This window comes from Streptomyces coelicoflavus (assembly GCF_003112555.1).
In the GTDB taxonomy this organism is placed as follows: Bacteria; Actinomycetota; Actinomycetes; order Streptomycetales; family Streptomycetaceae; genus Streptomyces; species Streptomyces coelicoflavus.
On sequence record NZ_BEWB01000019.1, the window covers coordinates 33,381 to 51,530 of the forward strand.

The window sequence follows — 18,150 nt, forward strand, 5'->3', positions numbered from 1 at the left end:
TGCCGGTCCGCCCGCTTTCCGAACAATCGATGCACCGCACTGCGAACTTCTGCGAGGGGAAACCGTGATGACCCGGAATGTCGATGTGCCCGTACCCGCCGACCGGCTCTGGTCCGGCCTGCTGAACTCCTTGCTGGAGGCACGGCATCTCTCCGCCGACGAGACCGACTGGGTCATGGAGGAGGTGATGTGCGGCCGTGCCGCGCCCTCGCGGCTCGCCGCGCTCCTGGTCGCGCTGCGGGCGAAGGGCGAGACGACCGACGAGATCGAGGGGCTGACCCGGGCCATGCGCCGGCACGCCGTTCCGCTGCGGGTGGAGGGGCCGGCCGTCGACATCGTCGGTACCGGCGGTGACGGTTCCGACAGCGTCAACATCTCCACGATGTCCGCCGTCGTCGCCGCGGGCGCCGGAGCCCGGGTGGTCAAGCACGGCAACCGGTCGGCCTCCTCGCGGTGCGGTTCCGCGGACGTGCTGGAGGAGTTGGGCGTCGTACTGGACCTGCCGTCCGCCGAACTCGCGGAGGTGGCACAGGAGGTGGGGATCACCTTCTGTTTCGCCCCGCTGTTCCACCCCTCGCTGCGGCACGCCGCGCCGACCCGGCGCGAACTCGGCATCCGTACGGTCTTCAACCTGCTCGGCCCGCTCACCAATCCCGCCCGTCCCTCCGCTTCGGCGGTCGGCGTCGCCGACGCCCGTGCGGCCGCGCCGATGGCGGGCGTCCTTGCCCGCCAAGGCGTCTCGGCCCTGGTCTTCCGCGGTGACGACGGGATGGACGAACTGACCGTCACCACCACGTCCACCGTCTGGTCGATACAGAACGGGGAGGTGCGCGAGGAGACCTTCGACCCCAGGAGCATCGGCATCCCTCTGGCCTCCCCCGCCGACCTGCTCGGCGGCGACCGCGCGCACAACGCCCGCATCGCCCACGACCTGCTGGACGGCGCCCCGGTGCACCGGGGGGTGCGGGACGCGGTGCTGCTGTCCGCGGCGGCCGGACTCGCCGCCCTGGACCCCTCGGACGCACCCGTCGCCCAGCGGCTGGGCGCGGCCGTGGACCGGGCCGCCGCCGCCCTCGATTCGGGGGCGGCGGCAGCGGTCCTGGAGCACTGGGCGGCAGCCACGGGCAAGCGGTCCGGGAGCCTGTGACACCCGGCGTCAGGCCGGGCGCCCCGCGGCCACCAGGGCGGCGACCGCACCCGCGGGGTCGTCCCCGGTGACGAGCGAGGACCCGACCAGGACGGCGTCGGCGCCCAGCCGGGCGTACCGGGCCGCGTCCTCGGGATCCCGCACCCCCGATTCGGCGATACGTACCAGGCCTGCGGGGATCCGGTCGGCGACCCGGGCGAAGGTGTCCGGGTCGACGTTCAGAGTTCGCAGGTCGCGGGCGTTGACCCCGATGACCTCGGCGCCCGCGTCGACGGCCCGTGCGGCCTCCTGCTCGTCGTGCACCTCCACCAGCGGGACGAGGCCGAGCTTCCTGGCCAGCGCGATCAGGTCGGCGAGTTCCCGCCGGCCGAGCGCCGCGACGATGAGCAGAACCAGATCCGCACCGTGGGCGCGCGCTTCGACGACCTGGTAGGCGTCCACGACGAAGTCCTTGCGCAGCAACGGCAGCCGGACCTCGGAACGTACGGTCTCCAGGTCCTCCAGCGAACCGTGAAACCGGCGCGGTTCGGTGAGCACGCTGATCGCGGCCGCCCCGCCCGCCGCGTACCGGGCGGCGAGCGCGGCCGGGTCCGCGATGTCGGCGAGCGGCCCGCGCGCCGGACTGGTGCGCTTGATCTCGGCGATGACCCGGAGCCCGTCGGTGCCGCGCAGACCGTCGATCACCTCGGCGGCGGCGGGGGCCCGCTGTCCGTACTCCCGTGCCCTCTCCCACAGCCGGTCCTCGGGCACGACGGCACGCCGGGCCTCCAGGTCCTCCCTGGCTCCTGCGACGATCCCGTCCAGCACGCTCATCGGGTGGCCCTCGCGGCCGACGGGAGTTCGATCGACAGCCGGTGACGGAAGACGTTCCGGGGGTCCCACGCCTTCTTGATCCGCTGGAGTTCGGGGTAGTTGGGGCCGTAGTACAGCTCGTACCAGGGGACGCCGCTGCGGTTGCGCCGCGCGTCGCGCACGTCGGCGTCCGGGTAGTTGATGTACGCGCCGGCCTCGGGCACGCCGCCGTTCCTCGCGTACGTGCTCTCGTACAGCTCGCGCAGGAAGCCGACGTGGAGGTCGTCCTCCGCCTGGTCGGTCCACTCGCTGACGTACATCAGCATCAGCGCGCTGTCCCGGTGCGGCAGCGCGGTCGCGGCGCTGCGGACGCTGTTGACCTGCCCGCCGTAGGGGGCGATGAGGACGCCGCTGCCGGGGTGGCGGTAGTCGGCGCGGGTCAGCCCGCGGTAGAGGGCCTCGGCCTGCGCGTCGTCGAACGGCTCCTTGTGGTAGGCCGACTTGCCCTTGATGCGCTTGCCGGACGGGCGGTCGGCGAACCCGGACCACTGGGTGGACAGCAGCCAGGGCAGCCTGCTGCGCGCCACCGTCGTGCCGCGCGCGCCCACTCCGGCTCCGACGGCCGCGACGAAGGCGTCCAGCCGCTCCTCCGGGGAAGGCCCCCCTGCTGCGGAACGGGCCGCGGAGAGCTGGATGTTGAGCGCCACCGCTCCACCGGACCGGTGGAAGGCGGCCAGGTGGCTGTAGAGGTCGGCCTGCGCGTCGCCCGGCGCGTTGTGGGCGACGTGCCAGGCGGCGTAGTTCTTCAGGAGCCGGGTGAAGGACCGCTCGTCCAGGTCCGCCCACTGCCACAGCACGGTGCCGACCAGGACCTCCCTCGGCGGCGTGGGCAGGGTCTCCTGGGGGGTGCGGCCGGTCAGGCCGCGCGAACGGAACCAGTAGCGCGTGACGATGCCGAAGTTGCCGCCGCCTCCGCCGGTGTGCGCCCACCACAGATCGCGCCTGCGGGGGTCGGCGGAGTCGCGTGCGGCCACCACCGCGCGGGGGCGGCCCGCCTCGTCGGCGACGACGACCTCGACCGCGTACAGGTGGTCGACGATCAGCCCGAGGGTGCGGTTGAGCGGCCCGTACCCGCCGCCGGTCACATGTCCGCCGAGGCCGACGGTGGGGCAGGAACCGCCGGGGAGCGCTATGCCCCAGCGCTTGAAGAGCTGCTCGTTGACCTCGCCGAGCGTGGCGCCCGCACCGATGCGGATCGCGCGCCGCTCGGCGTCGTACCTGATGTCGTCCATGGCCGACAGATCGATCAGCCGTCGTACGTCACGGTGCGCGCTGAAGTCCTCGAAGCAGTGCCCGCCGCCGCGCACCGCGAGCCGCTCCCCCGCGTCGAGGGCCCGGCGCAGGGCGGTGACGACCTGCTCGGTGGTGTGCGGGACGACGACGCGGTCCGGGGTGCCGATCCAGCGCTGGTTGACGCCGCGCACGAGGTCGCCGTACTGGGGGCCGCCCGGCAGGACCTCGCTCGCGGCGTCGGCCGCGGTGCGCCCGAGCGCCTGGGCCGAGGGCGCCGTGAGACCGGTCGCCGCCACGGCCGCGCCGGTGGCGGCGGTGGCGCCGAGGAAGGCGCGTCGTCGTGTGGTGCGGGTCATCGGAGGGTCTCCTCGGGCAAGGGGTGTGGGTCGGGCTCATGGCGTACGTCGGGCTCATCGCGTACGGCCGGGGGGCCGGCCAGTGCGGCCAGGAAGACCGCCGGGTCCTCCTGCGCCCCTTCGACGACCTGACCGTGGTCGAAGGCGAAGCGGGGAACGGTGGTGATGCCGGCGGCGCGGGCCGCGCGGACCTCGGCGCGCACGTCCTCGTAGCCGTCCGTGGAGCGCAGGTACGCCTCGGCGGCCTCGCGGTCCATTCCGGAGCGCTCCGCCCGGTCGGCGAGCACGCCGACGTCGGAGATGTCCTCGTGCTCGGTGAACATGGCGGCGAAGACCAGCTCCTCCAGCCGGCTCTGGACCGGTCGGCCGTGGACCCGGTGCGCTTGCCCCAGCAGCCGGTGGGCGTTGAGGGTGTTCGCGTTGAACCCGGCGGCGTTGCGGAAAGCGATGCCGTGGCGGGGGCCGGCCGCGGTGACCTGCTCGTCCATGAAGCGGGCGCGGTCTGCGCCGTACTTGCCGGCGAGCCATTCGAGCAGCGGGGTGGCGTGCTCGGGCTGCTCGCCGTCGATCTGGAACGGGTGCAGGACGACCTCGACGTCCGTGCGCCCGGAGCGCTCCAGTGCCTGCTCGAAGGTCCGCTTGGTGATGTAGCACCAGGGACAGTTCACGTCGGACCAGACGTCGACCCTCATGCCAGGGCCTCCGTCCGGGCTCCGGCGGGGACGCCGAGGGACGCACGGTGGTTGACCAGGTCCGGGTCGAAGCCGCCCAAACGCGCGAAGTCCTCGGAGATGTCCCGGAGCTCGGTGCCGGGGAACACCTCCTGAACCGTGCGGAAGCCCTCCGGGGCCCGCTGGTGGGCCAGGTCGATCACGACCTCGGGACCGCGGCGGCGGGTGCTCTTGTGGAGCTCCGTCAGCGGGGTCAGCCGGGCCGCCTCGTAGCCGGCCAGCGCGGCCCTCGGGTCGGACCCCAGGGCCAGTTCGCGGGCCAGGACACGGGCGTCCATGATCGACTGGGTGGCGCCGTTGGAGCCCATCGGGTACATGGCGTGTGCCGCGTCGCCGAGCAGGGTGACCGGGCCGTGCGTCCAGCGGGGCAGCGGGTCGCGGTCGACCATCGGGTAGATGAAGGCCTCGTCGGAGGTCCTGATCAGTGCGGGGACGTCCAGCCAGTCGAAGTCCAGGTCCGCGAAGTCGCCGAGGAACTCGTCGGGTTGCACGGACCGGTTCCAGTCGGCGGCCTCGATGGTCTCGCCGGGCCGCGCGGCCCGGGCCACCGCCCAGTTGAGCAGGACCGCGCCGTCCTCGGGCCGCGGGTCGGACATGGGGTAGACCACGGCCCGGCGCCGGTCGTCCCCGGCGATGATCATGGTGTGGCCGTCCAGGAACGGCGGCGCCCAGGTCGTGCCGCGCCAGACGACCAGCCCGTTCCACGGCGGCGGCCCCTCGGCCGGGTGGAGGGCGGCCCGCACTGCGGAGCGGATGCCGTCCGCCCCGATCAGCGCATCCGCGTCGGTGTGGGAGGCGCCCCCTGCGGCGGTGTGGCGCACCTGCACCCGTACCCGCCCGTCGGGAAGCTCCTCGAAGCCCGCCACCCGGGAGTCGGCCACGATCGTGTCCGGGCCGAGCCGTTCGCGCACGGCATCGGCCAGGACCGCCTGGAGCCGGCCCCGGTGGATGGAGAGCTGGGGCCAGCGGTATCCGGCGGCGCGTCCGCGCGGCTCGTGCCAGATCAGCTGACCGTGCCGGTTGTAGTAGCCCAGGCTGCCGGTCGGCACGGACGCCTTCGACAGCTCGTCGAGGAGACCGATCTCGTCCAGCTCCCGTACGGCGTTGGGCAGGATGTTCAGGCCGACCCCCAGCGGCCGGAAGGCGGCGGCCGCTTCGAGGACCGTCACGTCCGTGACCCCGGCGGCGTGCAGGCTCAGAGCGGTGGTGAGTCCGCCGATGCCCGCTCCGGCGACGACGATGCTCACGCGGACCTCCGCTCGCCGCCGTGGGCGGCGCCGTGTCCATGGCCGCGCGCACCCGGTCGGGTGAGCTGGGAGGTGGCCCGGGTGAGGTCGACGATCTGCTTGAGCAGTTCGACGCTGGCGCCGCCGCTGCCCAGCGGGTAGAGCCGCAGGTCTGCGTCGTACGCCTTCTTGGCGATGCCGAGGTGGCGGCCGCGGAAGACCACGATCACCCGCAGCAGCCGGGCCAGCGCCTCCGCGCTGGCGCGCAGCGCCGGAGCCCTGCGGACGGCTTCCTCGGCGTCGGCGCCGAAGGAGTCGACGAGCCGGGAGACCACGGAGGGGATCCTGTCCCAGTGCGCGTACAGCTCCCGCCAGCGGCGCAGGCTGTAGGGGATGGAGTCCCGCAGGAATTCGGAGTACTCCGGTTCGCTGCGGTCCGAGGCCCAGATCGCCTGGTCGATCAGCCAGAGCGGGACCTGCGCCGCGGCGGGGCCGAGGAGCACGCGCCCGTCGACGGTGATCTCCTCGAAGTAGGGGCGCAGCGTCCGGGCGAAGAACTCCGGGCTCACATGGCTGACCACCATGTCGATGGACTGCACCATCGTCTCGGTGTGCCCGGTCAGCTCGTCGGTGAGCTGCGCGAACTTGGCGTCCTCCAGCGCCAGGTCGCTGAGCCGGGAGGCCAGTTCGAGCCCCTCGCGCAGGTGCGGGAAGACCATCCGGACGGATTCCTGGAGGTACGCCTCCTGGACGTCGCCGGTGTACATGCGCTGGCGGTCGCCGACCGGGTTCCAGGTGCAGTAGTGATGCACGGTGTCGCGGGGCACCATGTCGGTGCGGCGGCCGAGTTCGTGGAGCACGGGAGTCGCGGCGGGGACGAGTTCCAGGGGTTCCGCCCCGTGCCGCCTGATCGATCCGAGGAACATCCCGAGGTCGCGCATCGCCGCCACGCACTCCTCCGTGGAGAACGTGTCGACGCGCTCCACCGTCGGGGTGAGGGCGCGCAGGGCGCCGGTCATGGCGGGCAGGTCCACGTCCGCGTTCTGCCGGCGCAGCGTGAAGCAGGCGAGGTCGGCGGCCAACGGGTCGAGTTCCCGGATGGCCGCCGTACGTATCGGGTTGCCGAGGTCGAGGTCGGTCGGTGACTTCATCGGTCGCTCCAGGAGGAAGTGCAGCCCGTGGCAGGGCTGGAGGGAAGAAGAGGGCAGGTCGGACGCGCGCCTGGCGGTCCGGGGGAAAGGCACGTCGTTCAGCGGCGGGGCCGCGTCGGGAACGGGGCGGCGCTCCTTCGGTCAGAGAGGGCGGGCCGCCCCCGCGTCCCAGGGGTGCCGGGGAAGCGGGGCCACCGTGCCGGGGCCCGCCGGGAAGCATCGGTCCGTGTCGGCGGGTGCGCCGGGACACGCGCCGTCGAGGGGCGCCGGATCCGTGCCGGCGCCGTCGGCGGGGTGCGCCGCTTCCGTACCCGCGCCACCGGCGAGGGTCGCCGTCATTGCGCGGTGGAGTTCGTCGTGGGTGCTGCCGTGCACGATGAGCCGGTGGGCGTGCGCGGTGCGCCGCGCCCAGGAGGTCCAGCACATGTCCCGTGCCGCATGGGCGCGTCCCGGGCCGTCCGGGGCGAGGTGGTCGACGTACGCGCCGAGGAGGGTGGCGAGTCCGCGTGCCGTGGGTGCGGACAGGTGCAGGGGCCAGGGGCCGTCGTCGGCGGGAGCGCCGGAGGCCGCGGGCGGGGCCTCGGCGAGGATCACGTGGGCGTTGGCCCCGGAGATGCTCTGGCCGTTGACCGCGACGACGGCGGGCCGCCCGTACGCGGGGAGCGGTTCGTTCGCGGTGGGGACGACCAGGGGGATGCGCTCCCAGTGGACCTTGGGGGAAGGCGTCTCGATGTGCAGGCTCGGTGGCACCGTGCGGTGCTCCAGGCACAGGACGGCCTTGATGAGTCCGGCCACTCCGGCGGCCGCCTCGCAGTGCCCGATGTTCGTCTTGACCGAACCGACGAGCAGGCGGCGTCCCGCAGAACGCCCCTCTCCGTACACGTCGTTGAGGGCCGCCAGTTCCACCGCGTCGATACGGGTGCCGGTGCCGTGGGCCTCCACGTAGTCGACGTCGTGCGGGGAGGTGCCCGCGTCCTCGTGAGCCCAGCGCATGGCCAGCCGCTGGCCGGTCGCCGACGGGTCGGTCACCTGTTCCTTGGTGGCCCCGTCATTGCTGAGGGCGCTGCCGCGCAGGACGGCCCGGATGCGGTCGCCGTCGGCCAGTGCCCGCTCCAGCGGTTTCAGTACGACGATGCCCGCGCCGTCGGAGCGTACGAAGCCGTTCGCCCGGGCGTCGCCGAACCGGCAGGCCCCGTCCGGCGACAGCACGCCTGCCTGCGCGAACAGACCGGTGACGGCCGGGGAGAGCGCGGCGTTGACGCCGCCCGCCAGGGCCAGCGTCGCCTCGCCGCTGCGCAGGCTCGCGCAGGCCAGGTGGACCGCCGCGAGCGAGGAGGCCTGTCCGGTGTCCACGGTCAGGCTGGTGCCGTGCCAGCCGAAGAAGTGCGAGAGCCGTCCCGAGAGCAGTGCACGCTGCTCGGTACCGGCCAGGCGGGCCAGTGCGCCGGACGCCTGCGGGCCGGGCTGCGCGGCGCGCAGCACCTCCCAGTGGTCGGCGTGGCTCTGGCCCAGGAAGACGCTCGTCCGGGTGCCGGAGAGGGCGGCCGGAAGGAGACCGGCGTCCTCCAGGGCCTCCCAGGCGACGGTGAGTGCCAGTCGCTGCTGGGGGTCCGTCGCCGGTACGTCCTCGCGGCGGACCCCGAAGAAGCCGGCGTCGAACGCGTCGGGGTCCTGGAGTCCTTCGAGGAATCCTCCCCGTGTCTGCGCATTCCCGGCGCGATCCTTCGTGAGCGCGGTCGTGGCATCGCCCCCGCGATCCTCGGGCAGCGCCGTCGTGACGTCGATGCCGCCGGTCAGCAGGTCCCAGAGTTCCTCGGGCCCCCTTGCTCCCGGAAGCCTGCACCCGATGCCCACCACGGCGATCGGCATCACCGATCTGTGACGGGCCCTACCGTCTCCGTCCCGGATGTCTTCCACTTGTCTCCCCCGTCTTCTGCATGCGTGCGGTGCGTACGCCGGGAAGCCGCCCTCCCCGGAGCGGCTCCCCGACGGCCCGTCAGCCGGCTGCCTTGGCCCAGTGGTCCCAGGGCTGCGCCTTGACCCACTCGACGGCCGGGGTGAGCTTGACGCCCAGCTCCCGCTCGGTCTGCGCCGGGTCGGCGGCCAGCAGACCCGGGGCCTCGCCGGTGCTCACGTGGTGGTAGATCCCGGCGACGCCCGCGGCGGCCGACGCACCCACGGCGTGCGCGAGCCCGTCCTCGAACTGCTGGACGTCCAGCGGCAGGTAGCTCACGTCCCGGCCCAGCCCCTCGGCGAACACCCGCGCCAGCTCGGGTCCGGTGAACACGTCCGCGCCGCCGACGTCCAGCACCCGGCCCACCACCGCGTCGTTCTCCAGAGCTGCGGCCACGATGTGCGCGAGGTCGTCGTGCGAGATCCAGGCGACCCGCTGGTCGGCGGGGAGCGGGTAGGCGAGCACGCCGTCGTTGACGAGGGCGGGCCCGTTCCACGGGCTGAAGAGGTTGTCGAGGTAGACCGGCGGACGCACGATCACCGTCGGCACGCCACTGGCCGAGACGACGCCCTCGGCGGCCCGCCGGGTCTCGAAGGCGGCGTACCGGGTCGTCTCCTGGGGCAGCGCGGTGTTCGTGTTGAACACGAGGCGCTGCACACCGACGGCGCGGGCCGCGTCGGCGACGTTGCGCGCGTAGGAGAGCACGGTGTCCGTGTCGTACTCCAGCGGGATCGTCACCACGGCGTGGGTGACGCCGTCGAAGGCCTTGCGGACCTCCTCGGCGTTGCCCAGGTCGGCGCCCACCAGGGTCACTCCCGCGGGCACGGGGCGGTCGGCCTTCGCGGGGTTGCGGACCAGTCCGCGCACCTCGAATCCCCGGGAGGCGAGGTGCCGGGCGATCGCCCCGCCCTGGAAGCCGGTGGCTCCGGTCACCAGGTAGCGCCGGACGGTGTTGTCGGTCATGCGGTTTTCCCTTTCGGTTGTACGAGTGCTCGGTGGCACGGGGGGCTCAGTGGGTGGCCGGGGCGGTGTCCGCACGGGTGCTGCCGGTCTCCGCGGGAGGTGCGGGGGTACGGAGCCGGGCCGCGACCAGTGCCGCGATCACGGCGATCACCGCACCGGCGAGGAACGCCGCGCCGATGCCTTCGGTGAGGGCCGCGGCGCTCTCCTTCCCGGCCGCGCCCGTGCGGGCGGCCGCGATCCCGGAGAGGGCCGCGAGGCCGATCACGGAGCCGAACTGCAGGCTGGTGTTGACCAGTCCCGAGGCGAGCCCGGACTCCTCGTCGCCGGTGCCCGCGGTGGCGGCCACCTGGGTGGTGATGGACGCCAGCGGCAGCGCGACACCCAGCACCAGGCTGGGGAAGAGCACCTCGCTGACGAACGAGCCGTCCGCCGAGAGCCGCGACATCCACGCCATGCCGACGGCGATCAGCACGAACCCGGCGCACATCACGGTGCGCAGCCCGAACCGGCCGATCAGCCGGTCCGCGGAGCCCGCGACCAGGACCACGGTGATGGACAGCGGCAGCAGTCCGAGGCCGCCGCCCACCGCGTCGTACCCCAGGACGTTCTGGAGGTAGAGGCTCACCAGGAAGAACATCGGGAACAGCGACATCTGCCACATCGCGGCCAGGATGTTCGCCGAGCGCAGCGTGTGGCGCTTGAAGACGTCCAGCGGCACCAGGGGTGCTGCCGCCCTGCGCTCGATCAGGACGAAGGCGGTCAGCAGCAGCACGGCCCCGGCGGCCGTGCCGAGGGTCTGCGGCGCGTCCCAGCCGGCTTCCCCTGCGCTGACGACGGCGTAGGCGAGCAGCGCGAGCCCCGTGGTGACCGTCACCGCGCCGGGCAGGTCGATGCCGCGCCCGTCGCGTTCGGCGCGTCCCTCGGGCAGCAGCCTGAACGCCGGGACCATCAGGACCAGTCCGGCGACGACGTTCATGGCGAAGGTGGACTCCCAGCCGAACCAGCTGGTCAGCACGCCGCCCAGGACGGTGCCCGCAGCGCCTCCGGCGCCGGCCATCGCCGCGAAGACGCCGAGGGCCCGGTGCCGTCCCGGCCCGTCCTCGAACAGCATCAGCAGCAGGGCCAGTGCGGAGGCCGCCGCCATCGCCGCTCCCACGCCCTGCAGCGTGCGCGCCGCGATGAGCAGGGCGGCGCTGTTGGCGAAGGTGCCGAAGAGGGAGGCGAGGATCAGGACCGCGAGGCCCGACACGAACACCCTGCGCCGCCCGAGGAGGTCGGCCGCCCGCCCGCTGAGCAGCAGCAGCCCGCCGAAGGAGACCAGGTAGGCGTTGGCCACCCAGGACAGGGCCGCCGGTGAGATGTCGAGCTCCCGGCCCATGGAGGGGGCCGCGACGTTGATCACCGAGGTGTCCAGGATCAGTACGAACTGGGTGCCCGCGAGCAGTGCGAGCGCCCAGCCGCTCTTAGCGGCCGCCATGGGAACCCGCCCCGGTCCCCGGGCCCTCGCCCAGCTCGTACCCGTCGAGGCAGGACTGGGTGAACGCCTCCAGGAGGTCCGGGCGGCCGTCCCGGAGGATGCCGGGAAGATAGACGTGCGGGGCGCCGTGATAGAAGCGCTCGTACTGCTCGTGGCGGCTGGCGAACTCCGAACCGAGCGCGTCCCAGGCGAGCTTGAGGAGCTTGATCCGCTGCTCGGCAGGGGTGCCGGGGGAGCGGACGTACTTGGCGACCAGGCGGCCCAGTTCCGGGTGGTCGAGGTCGTAGCCGGAGGCCGGGAGCTGGATCAGGCCGCCGCCGGCCAGCATCTTCAGCTCGGCGAGGACCTTGGGGTAGAGGTCGCCGGCCATGGCCCGGTGCGCGGAGGCGATCTCCCGGCTGATGTGGACGGGGCCGCCCGCCCCGCCGATCTGTTCGTACTCGGTCTCGGCCGCGAGCACCATCGACTTGGCGATGTTGAGCCAGCCGATCAGCCGTCCGAGCTGCATCTGGACCGGCGGCAGGTGGTAGGTGTTGTTCGACTTGGCCAGCAGGATCGCGAGCCCGGTGAGGAATTCCAGCTTGGTCCAGTAGCGGACGGACGCCTGGTGGACGAAGTTGGTGTACGCGGGGGTGCCCCACCACATCTGGAAGGTGGCGTCCACGTTGCGGTAGGTGAGGACGTTCTCCCACGGCACGAACACGTCGTCGCACACCAGCAGCGCGTCGTTCTCGTCGAAGCGCGAGGAGAGCGGGTTGTCGAACACGCTGCGCGCCCCGGCCTCGTAGGAGGTGCGGGAGATGAACTTCAGGCCCGGGGTGTCGATGGGCACGGAGAAGCACAGGGCGTAGTCGACGTCCTGCGGGGCGAGCGGTTCGATGGTGCCGACGATGATCTCGTCGCCGAAGACCGCCGCGGTGCCGATCATCTTGGCGCCGCGCACCACGATGCCGTCGTCACGCTCCTTGACGACGCGCACGTACAGGTCGTCCTCCTCCTGCTCGGAGGCGGACTTCGTGCGGTCGATCTGCGGATTGGTGATGGTGAACGCCTGGTACAGGCTGCCCTCCGTCATCCGCCGGTGGTAGGCGGCCAGGTTGTCCCGCCCGTCGAACTCGGCGCCCGCGAACACCTCGGGGGCGGACACGAACCCTGCGATGCCGGTGGCCATGTAGTCGGGCGAGCGGCCGAGGAAGCCGTAGCTGGCCTCGGACCAGGTCTTGAACGCCGCCCGGCGCTCCACCAGTTCCGAGTGGGTGCGCGGCACGTGATAGGCGCGCAGGATCCGCTGTTCAGTGCCCTCCGGCTGCACGGTGAGCACGTCGCGGGCCGGTCCGTCGGCGGCGAGGTCGTAGAGGTCCGCGATGGAGCGGGCGGTGTTGCGGAACGCGTGGTGCTCGGTGATGTCCTTGACCAGCTCTCCGTCGAGCCAGACGGCACGGCCGTCACGCAAGGAGGCGAGGTAGTCCTGGCCGGTGCGGGGCATTTCTCTCCTGAATCACGGTGGGTGAGGGTGGTGGGGTGCAGGAAGAAGCTGCGGGTGTCCGCGGGTGCGGGCCGGGTCAGCGGGCCGCCCCGGCCCGGGCCGGGTGCGCAGGGCCCTCCGGGCTCCCGTACGGGGAGGGGAAGTTGGAGGAGTCCGGGTCGGTGCCGGCAGCCGTCGCGTAGGCGTGCGCGATCGCCGCCAGTTCGCGGTGCGGCAGCACGTCGTCGGCGTCGCCGGTGCCGGTGCCGGTGAATCCCTCGGGCGCCCGCGCGCAGGCGAGGTCGATGACGACTTCCGGGCCTTTCGCCCGGTTCATCAGCTGCAGCCGGTTCATGGCGGGCCGCCGCTCGCGGTCGTACTCGCGCAGTGCGTGCACCGGGTCCGCGTGCAGGGACACCGCGTGGGCCAGGGCGCGGGCGTCGACCACCGCCTGGGTGGTGGCGTTGGAGCCCATGGGCGCCATGGCGTGGGCGGCGTCTCCGAGCAGGGTGACCGGGCCGAAGGACCAGCGTGGCAAGGGGTCGCGGTCCATCATGGGGAACTCCTGCGCGGGTTCCGCGCCGCCCAGGACGTCGCGCACTACGAGGTCCTCGCAGCGCCAGTCGGCGAACCGGGGCAGGAACCTGTCGCGGACCTCGGCGGGCCGGACGTCGAGGTCGCCCGTGTACGAGGCCGCCCAGTTGACCGGCACGTCGCCCGAGGCGTCGGGGATGTCGGCGAGCGGGTAGACGACGACCTTCCAGTGGCCGTCGCCCATCACGACCATGGACCGCCCGCCCATGAACGGGCGGCTGCGGGTCACACCGCGCCACACCACCACGCCCTGGGAGCGGGGCGATCCCTCCTGCGGGTAAAGGGTGCCGCGCACCGCGGAGCGGATGCCGTCCGCGCCGACCAGGACGTCGGTCTCGACGGTGCTCGCCGTGCCGCCCCGGGACCGGTGGCCCAGGTCCACTTGGACGCGACCGGAGTCGGCCACGGTGAATCCGGTGAGCCGCGCGTCGGTGCGGACGGCGTCGGGGCCCAGCCGTTCGGCGACCCGGTCGGCGAGGAGCTCCTGCAAGGAGCCGCGAAACACGGCCAGTTGGGGCCAGCGGTGTCCGGCGCCGTGGCCGCGCCGCTCGCTCCACACGGTCTGACCATGGTGGTTGAAGTAGCCGAGCCGCTCCAACGGGACGGACCGGCGCAGCAGTTCCTCGTACAGGCCGAGCGCCGCGAGTTCGCGCACGGCGTTCGGCAGGAGGTTGATGCCGGCTCCCAACGGGCGGATCTCCGGCGCGGCCTCGACCACGCATACGTCCTCACACCCTGCGGCATGCAGGCTCAGCGCAGCGGTCAGCCCACCGATGCCGGCCCCTGCGATCAGGATGTTCATCTCCTGTTCCCCCCGTGGCTCAATCACAGGGGATGCCCCCCGTTGGCCAGCCCCTCTCCCTCTAGAGTTCTCAGGCCAGGAGGTAAAATCAATTAACCGGAGACTCAAACCGTTTAAGGATTGTCCATGCCGCAGGTCGACGTTCTCAGTGAGCTGCTCAAGCCTTTACGGCTGGCTGACACCTACTACAGCAAGTGGCTGGCCGGCGGGAGCTGGGGAATCGTCGGAGAGGACGACAGCCACGCGATACTCCATTACATGGTGCGCAACGGGTGCTACATATCCTTCGGCGACGAAGAGCCGATACGGCTGCACGAGGGCGACCTCGCGGTGTTTCCGCACGGGTCGGCCCATTCCTTCTCCTCCGATACCCGGCGGGCGACGACTCCGTTGCATTCCGTCCTTCCGGACCTCTCCCCCGGGGGTTCCGCTTCAGTCTTCGTCGGAAATGCCGCACCGGACACCGAAATACTCTGCGCCAGCCTGCATTACGACCCAGTGACGGAACCCGCGCTGTATCGGGCGCTGCCCCGCATCATCGTGCTGCGCCGGGACCTGCTCCGCGACGAGCCGCTGCTGCACTACACGCTCGAATGCCTGACCCGGGAAAGCACCCGGATGGCGCCGGGGGCCCAGTTGGTCTCGTTGCGCGCCTTCGAGATGGTCTTCGTCCTGGCGCTGCGTACGGCGATGGAGCGGCTGACCGAGGCGTCTCCCGCGCTCAAGGCGCTGCGCCACGAGGGGGTCAGTCGGGCGCTGACGGCCATCTACGCCTCGTACGCCAGTCCCTGGACGGTCGAATCCCTGGCCAGGGAGGCGGGAATGTCACGTGCCGTATTCTCCCGGATGTTCCGCGAACTCGTCGGTGAACCGCCGGCCCGGCACCTGCTGTTCCGCAGGCTCCAGGAGGCCCGCAGGATGCTGGCCGATCCGTCGATTCCGCAGCAGGAAATCCACCGGATCATCGGGTACGGGAGTCATGTGGGGTTCCATCTGGCGTTCCGCAAGGAGTTCGGCATGACGCCAGGGGAGTACCGTGCGCAGCGACTCGACCAGGCGCCGCCCGGAACTATTCCGCAGACGAACGTTAACCAGAACCAGACAGTTCAGCATTGAACCCCTCCATCGGGTCGGCCAAGAGTTGAAGGCCGGCCCGACGAGTGGAGGAGCTCACCATGCCTGGACAGTTTGACGGAACACAAGGAGTGTTTACCGGGGAGAACAGCCCCGGGGAAATCCTTCGGTCCGCGGAAATCCTGAACAGGGAACGGGGGCACGAAAATTTCGGCCCGCTGTCATTGACCCACGGATTCACCCCCGGACCGGACCCGCTGGCCGCCCTCCCCTCCTCCCACGCTGCCTGGGACGAACTCGCACGCGACCTGCCCGAGCTGTACGCGAGCCTCGAACTGCGCCGCCGACTGGAGCGGGCGGAGCCGTTCGACGCGTCCGAGTCGGCGCTCCCGGACCGCTACCTCCAGCGTGCGGCGACCGTCCTCGGCATCCTCGTGCACGCCTACCATCGGGTCTCCCCCCGGCACGACACCCCGACCCCGGACGCGATCCTCGTGCCGTGGCACGAGGTGTGCGCCCGGCTGGGCAGGGAGACCCCCTTCCTGTCCTATCTGGACCTCATCGTGTGCAACTGGCGGTTCCGGGACCCGGCAGGCACGGGGCCGCGCACGGTGGAGAACCTGCGGCTCCTGGTCCCGACCGTGGGAACCGACGAGGAGCAGTTCTTCTATCTGACCCAGTTGGAAATGCTGCACCGGGGCAGCCCGCTGGTGGGCTCCTCGATACGCGCGTGCGCGGCCGTGGAGTTCGACGACGCCCCTTCCCTGGCGGCGGAAATGACCGCGATGGCGGACTGCGTCGCGGACATCACCCGATACGGCCTGCCGAAGATCGACCCGCGCGCGGGTCGCGCATTCCACGTCGACCCCGTCGTCTGGGCCAAAACCGTGGCGCCGCTCGCCGTGCCGCTGGTCGAGCACGGTCTCGGGCCGAGCGGTACCGCCTCCCCCATGTTCCATCTGCTGGATTCGGTGATCGGCCGGGCCGGTTACCGCTCCTTCATCGGCAACGAGGCGTCCCGCCTGCGCGAGAACTTTCCCGTTGCCTGGCGGTCCTTTATCCAGTCCGTGGGTTGCCGTTCCCTGCCCGATTACGTCGCGACCGGCGGCCATCCCGAACTCGAAGCCGCGCTGGCGGGCCTCAGGAAGGCGTATTCCGGAGAGGGCGGCCTGCTCTCCCGGCACCGGCTCAAGGTGTCCGGCTATCTGAACACCTCTTACCGGGTGGGCCGGGACGTGACGATATCCGGATTCCCGGCGGCGGTCCGGGTCGGCAACGAACTGGCCGCGTCCCGCGCGGAACGCCATTCCGGCACCGGCACGGAGGAAAAATCACCCCTTCCCGCCATCCAGCCCGCCCCCGAACCCGAGCAAAGAATCATCTTCCCCTCCGAACTCCTCCGGCACGACCACCGCGCCTCCCGCCAATGGATCTGCTTCGAAAACCAGGTGTACGACGTCACCAGATTTCTGCGCCGGCACCCGGGCGGGGCGACCCCTCTGACAAATTACCTGGGTACCGACGTCACCGAAATATTCGAGCACATCGGTCACGACCGGGACGACGGCGTGACGGCAAGTCTGCGCAGAATGCGGATCGGCGTCGCCAGGCGCCCCGCACTCCTCCTCACGGACAAGACCCGTTCCACTCCCCTGGCCTGCACATACGAAACCTGGCTCGGCTGGGCAGCGGAACTGACCCAGCGCTCGAACGCCTTGGCCGCCGACCTCTCCATCCGAGACGCCCGCACGAGCGCGGCGACCGAACGGGGCGAATTGACGCGCTACACCCTGCAGTTCGCGGTGGAGGTGCACGAGAGGTTCGTGGCCCGCACCCGTCTCGACATCGCGACGACGATCACCGAGGAACTCCGCGGGGGGATCGAAAGCTCCGCCCTTCCGCTGTACCGGGCGGACCACCTTGTCTCGGCCGTCACACAGCTCTACGACGCCCTGGAATCGGCGGACGAGATGCAACTGAAGCTCTTGGAAGAGGAATGGCGCGAAGTGACGGAACGCGATCTCACCTATCTGCGTTCCGTGAAATCAATTCTCGTCCACGGCCTCCACGACATGGAAACCCGGCACGCGAACACGCCGGACGACCTCCCGCAACTGCTCGGCCACCGTATCGACGCGATCCACGAGGCCACCGCTTCATATCATCGAGCAGACAACGACGCGTGACACCCTGCCAGGGACAGCGGCCTGCGGGGGTTGTCCCCACCCCGGCGCCCAAATACCGGGCCGTCTGCGGGCGGGCGCCCGTACGGTGTGGTCATGTCTGACAGCGCATCGGCACCTCGGTTCGACCTCGACGCCTACTTCGGGCGCATCGGCTGGGCGGGCGGGCGGCGGCCCGACGCGGCCACCCTCCGGGGCGTGCAACTCGCCCACCTGCGCGCCATCCCCTTCGAGAACCTGGACGCGCTCGGCGGCCGGGCCCCCTCCCTCGACCTCGCCGACTTGATGGCCAAGCTGGTCCACGGCCGCCGGCGTGGCGGGTACTGCTACGAGCACAACACCCTGTTCGCCGCGGCCCTGGAGGCGCTCGGCGTCCGGGTGACCCTGCTGACCGCGCGGGTCGTCCTCGGCGCCGACCGCTTCGCGGACCGGCCGCGCACCCACATGGCCCTGCTCGCCGAGCTGCCCGGCGACCCGCGGCCGTACCTGGCCGACGTCGGCTTCGGGGCTCTCGGCTCGCTCCTCGAACCGGTGCCGCTGATCGCGGACACCGAGTTCCACGATGCCGGACGCCGGCACCGGCTGGTGCACGCGCCGGGCCGGGGGCCGCTGGAGACCTGGGTGCTCCAGGCGCACCGCGCGGGTGACTGGCAGGCGCAGTACGCCTTCACCGTGGAGCCGTTCGAGCCGTCCGACTACGAGGTGATCAACTGGCACGTCGCCACGAACCCGCGTTCCCCGTTCGCCCGGCGCCCCTACGTCCAGCGCCTCACCCCGGACGCGCACCTGCTCCTCGACGGCGACCGCCTCACCGTCACCCGCACCGACGACGGCACGGTCACCGAACGGAAGCTGCCCGGCGAGACGGAGGCCCGCCGGGCACTGGCGGAGGAGTTCGGCATCGACGCCCCCGAGGGGCTGACGCTGCTGCGGTGAGGGTGC

The 18,150-nt window shown here is 71.8% G+C and carries 14 protein-coding genes; 4 read left to right on the top strand and 10 right to left on the bottom strand.

All coding sequences use genetic code 11. From position 1 onward, the window contains the following. Positions 1-67 precede the first annotated feature (67 nt). On the top strand, positions 68-1,147 hold the full coding sequence (trpD, locus tag Sco07f_RS35585; protein WP_167468322.1) for an anthranilate phosphoribosyltransferase: 1,080 nt from the start codon (positions 68-70) through the stop codon (positions 1,145-1,147). A 9-nt stretch (positions 1,148-1,156) separates the two neighbouring features. On the opposite strand, the gene trpC is transcribed toward trpD, so the two are convergent. The 10 genes from trpC to Sco07f_RS35635 form a co-directional block, all read right to left on the bottom strand. After that, positions 1,157-1,960 carry an indole-3-glycerol phosphate synthase TrpC gene (trpC, locus tag Sco07f_RS35590; RefSeq protein WP_007387486.1) on the bottom strand — a complete coding sequence of 268 codons (804 nt, stop codon included), beginning with the start codon at positions 1,958-1,960 and terminating at the stop codon, positions 1,157-1,159. Beyond that, positions 1,957-3,588: an FAD-binding oxidoreductase gene (locus Sco07f_RS35595; RefSeq protein ID WP_108990312.1), complete on the bottom strand. Its 1,632-nt coding sequence runs from the start codon at positions 3,586-3,588 to the stop codon at positions 1,957-1,959. The genes trpC and Sco07f_RS35595 overlap by 4 nt, the downstream gene beginning before the upstream one ends. Further along, a complete protein-coding gene (locus Sco07f_RS35600; RefSeq protein WP_108990313.1) occupies positions 3,585-4,280 on the bottom strand; it encodes a DsbA family oxidoreductase in 696 nt (231 codons plus the stop codon). The genes Sco07f_RS35595 and Sco07f_RS35600 overlap by 4 nt, the downstream gene beginning before the upstream one ends. Beyond that, entirely contained in the window at positions 4,277-5,566 is a 1,290-nt protein-coding gene (locus Sco07f_RS35605) for a flavin-dependent oxidoreductase (protein WP_054099361.1), read from the bottom strand. The genes Sco07f_RS35600 and Sco07f_RS35605 overlap by 4 nt, the downstream gene beginning before the upstream one ends. Beyond that, positions 5,563-6,696, bottom strand: a complete 1,134-nt coding sequence (locus Sco07f_RS35610; RefSeq protein ID WP_108990314.1) for a monodechloroaminopyrrolnitrin synthase PrnB family protein — start codon at positions 6,694-6,696, stop codon at positions 5,563-5,565. Before Sco07f_RS35610 ends, Sco07f_RS35605 begins: the two co-directional genes overlap by 4 nt. A gap of 141 nt (positions 6,697-6,837) precedes the next feature. Next, on the bottom strand, positions 6,838-8,565 hold the full coding sequence (locus Sco07f_RS35615; RefSeq protein ID WP_108990315.1) for a beta-ketoacyl [acyl carrier protein] synthase domain-containing protein: 1,728 nt from the start codon (positions 8,563-8,565) through the stop codon (positions 6,838-6,840). A gap of 127 nt (positions 8,566-8,692) precedes the next feature. After that, a complete protein-coding gene (locus Sco07f_RS35620) occupies positions 8,693-9,613 on the bottom strand; it encodes an SDR family oxidoreductase (protein WP_108990316.1) in 921 nt (306 codons plus the stop codon). Positions 9,614-9,659: 46 nt separating this feature from the next. Next, positions 9,660-11,090: an MFS transporter gene (locus Sco07f_RS35625; protein ID WP_108990317.1), complete on the bottom strand. Its 1,431-nt coding sequence runs from the start codon at positions 11,088-11,090 to the stop codon at positions 9,660-9,662. Further along, positions 11,077-12,576 (bottom strand): 4-hydroxyphenylacetate 3-hydroxylase family protein, encoded by a 1,500-nt coding sequence (locus tag Sco07f_RS35630; protein WP_007387496.1) that lies wholly within the window; start codon positions 12,574-12,576, stop codon positions 11,077-11,079. Before Sco07f_RS35630 ends, Sco07f_RS35625 begins: the two co-directional genes overlap by 14 nt. A gap of 76 nt (positions 12,577-12,652) precedes the next feature. Beyond that, positions 12,653-13,951 (bottom strand): FAD-dependent monooxygenase, encoded by a 1,299-nt coding sequence (locus Sco07f_RS35635; protein WP_108990318.1) that lies wholly within the window; start codon positions 13,949-13,951, stop codon positions 12,653-12,655. 126 nt (positions 13,952-14,077) lie between these two features. Between Sco07f_RS35635 and Sco07f_RS35640 the strand changes: the two genes are divergently transcribed. The 3 genes from Sco07f_RS35640 (at position 14,078) to Sco07f_RS35650 (ending at position 18,144) form a co-directional block, all read left to right on the top strand. Then, a complete protein-coding gene (locus tag Sco07f_RS35640) occupies positions 14,078-15,067 on the top strand; it encodes an AraC family transcriptional regulator (RefSeq protein WP_007387526.1) in 990 nt (329 codons plus the stop codon). A 59-nt stretch (positions 15,068-15,126) separates the two neighbouring features. Next, complete coding sequence (locus Sco07f_RS35645) at positions 15,127-17,211, top strand: cytochrome b5 domain-containing protein (RefSeq protein WP_159107022.1); 2,085 nt, start codon at positions 15,127-15,129, stop codon at positions 17,209-17,211. Positions 17,212-17,304: 93 nt separating this feature from the next. Beyond that, positions 17,305-18,144, top strand: a complete 840-nt coding sequence (locus Sco07f_RS35650) for an arylamine N-acetyltransferase family protein (RefSeq protein ID WP_087789979.1) — start codon at positions 17,305-17,307, stop codon at positions 18,142-18,144. Positions 18,145-18,150 lie beyond the last annotated feature (6 nt).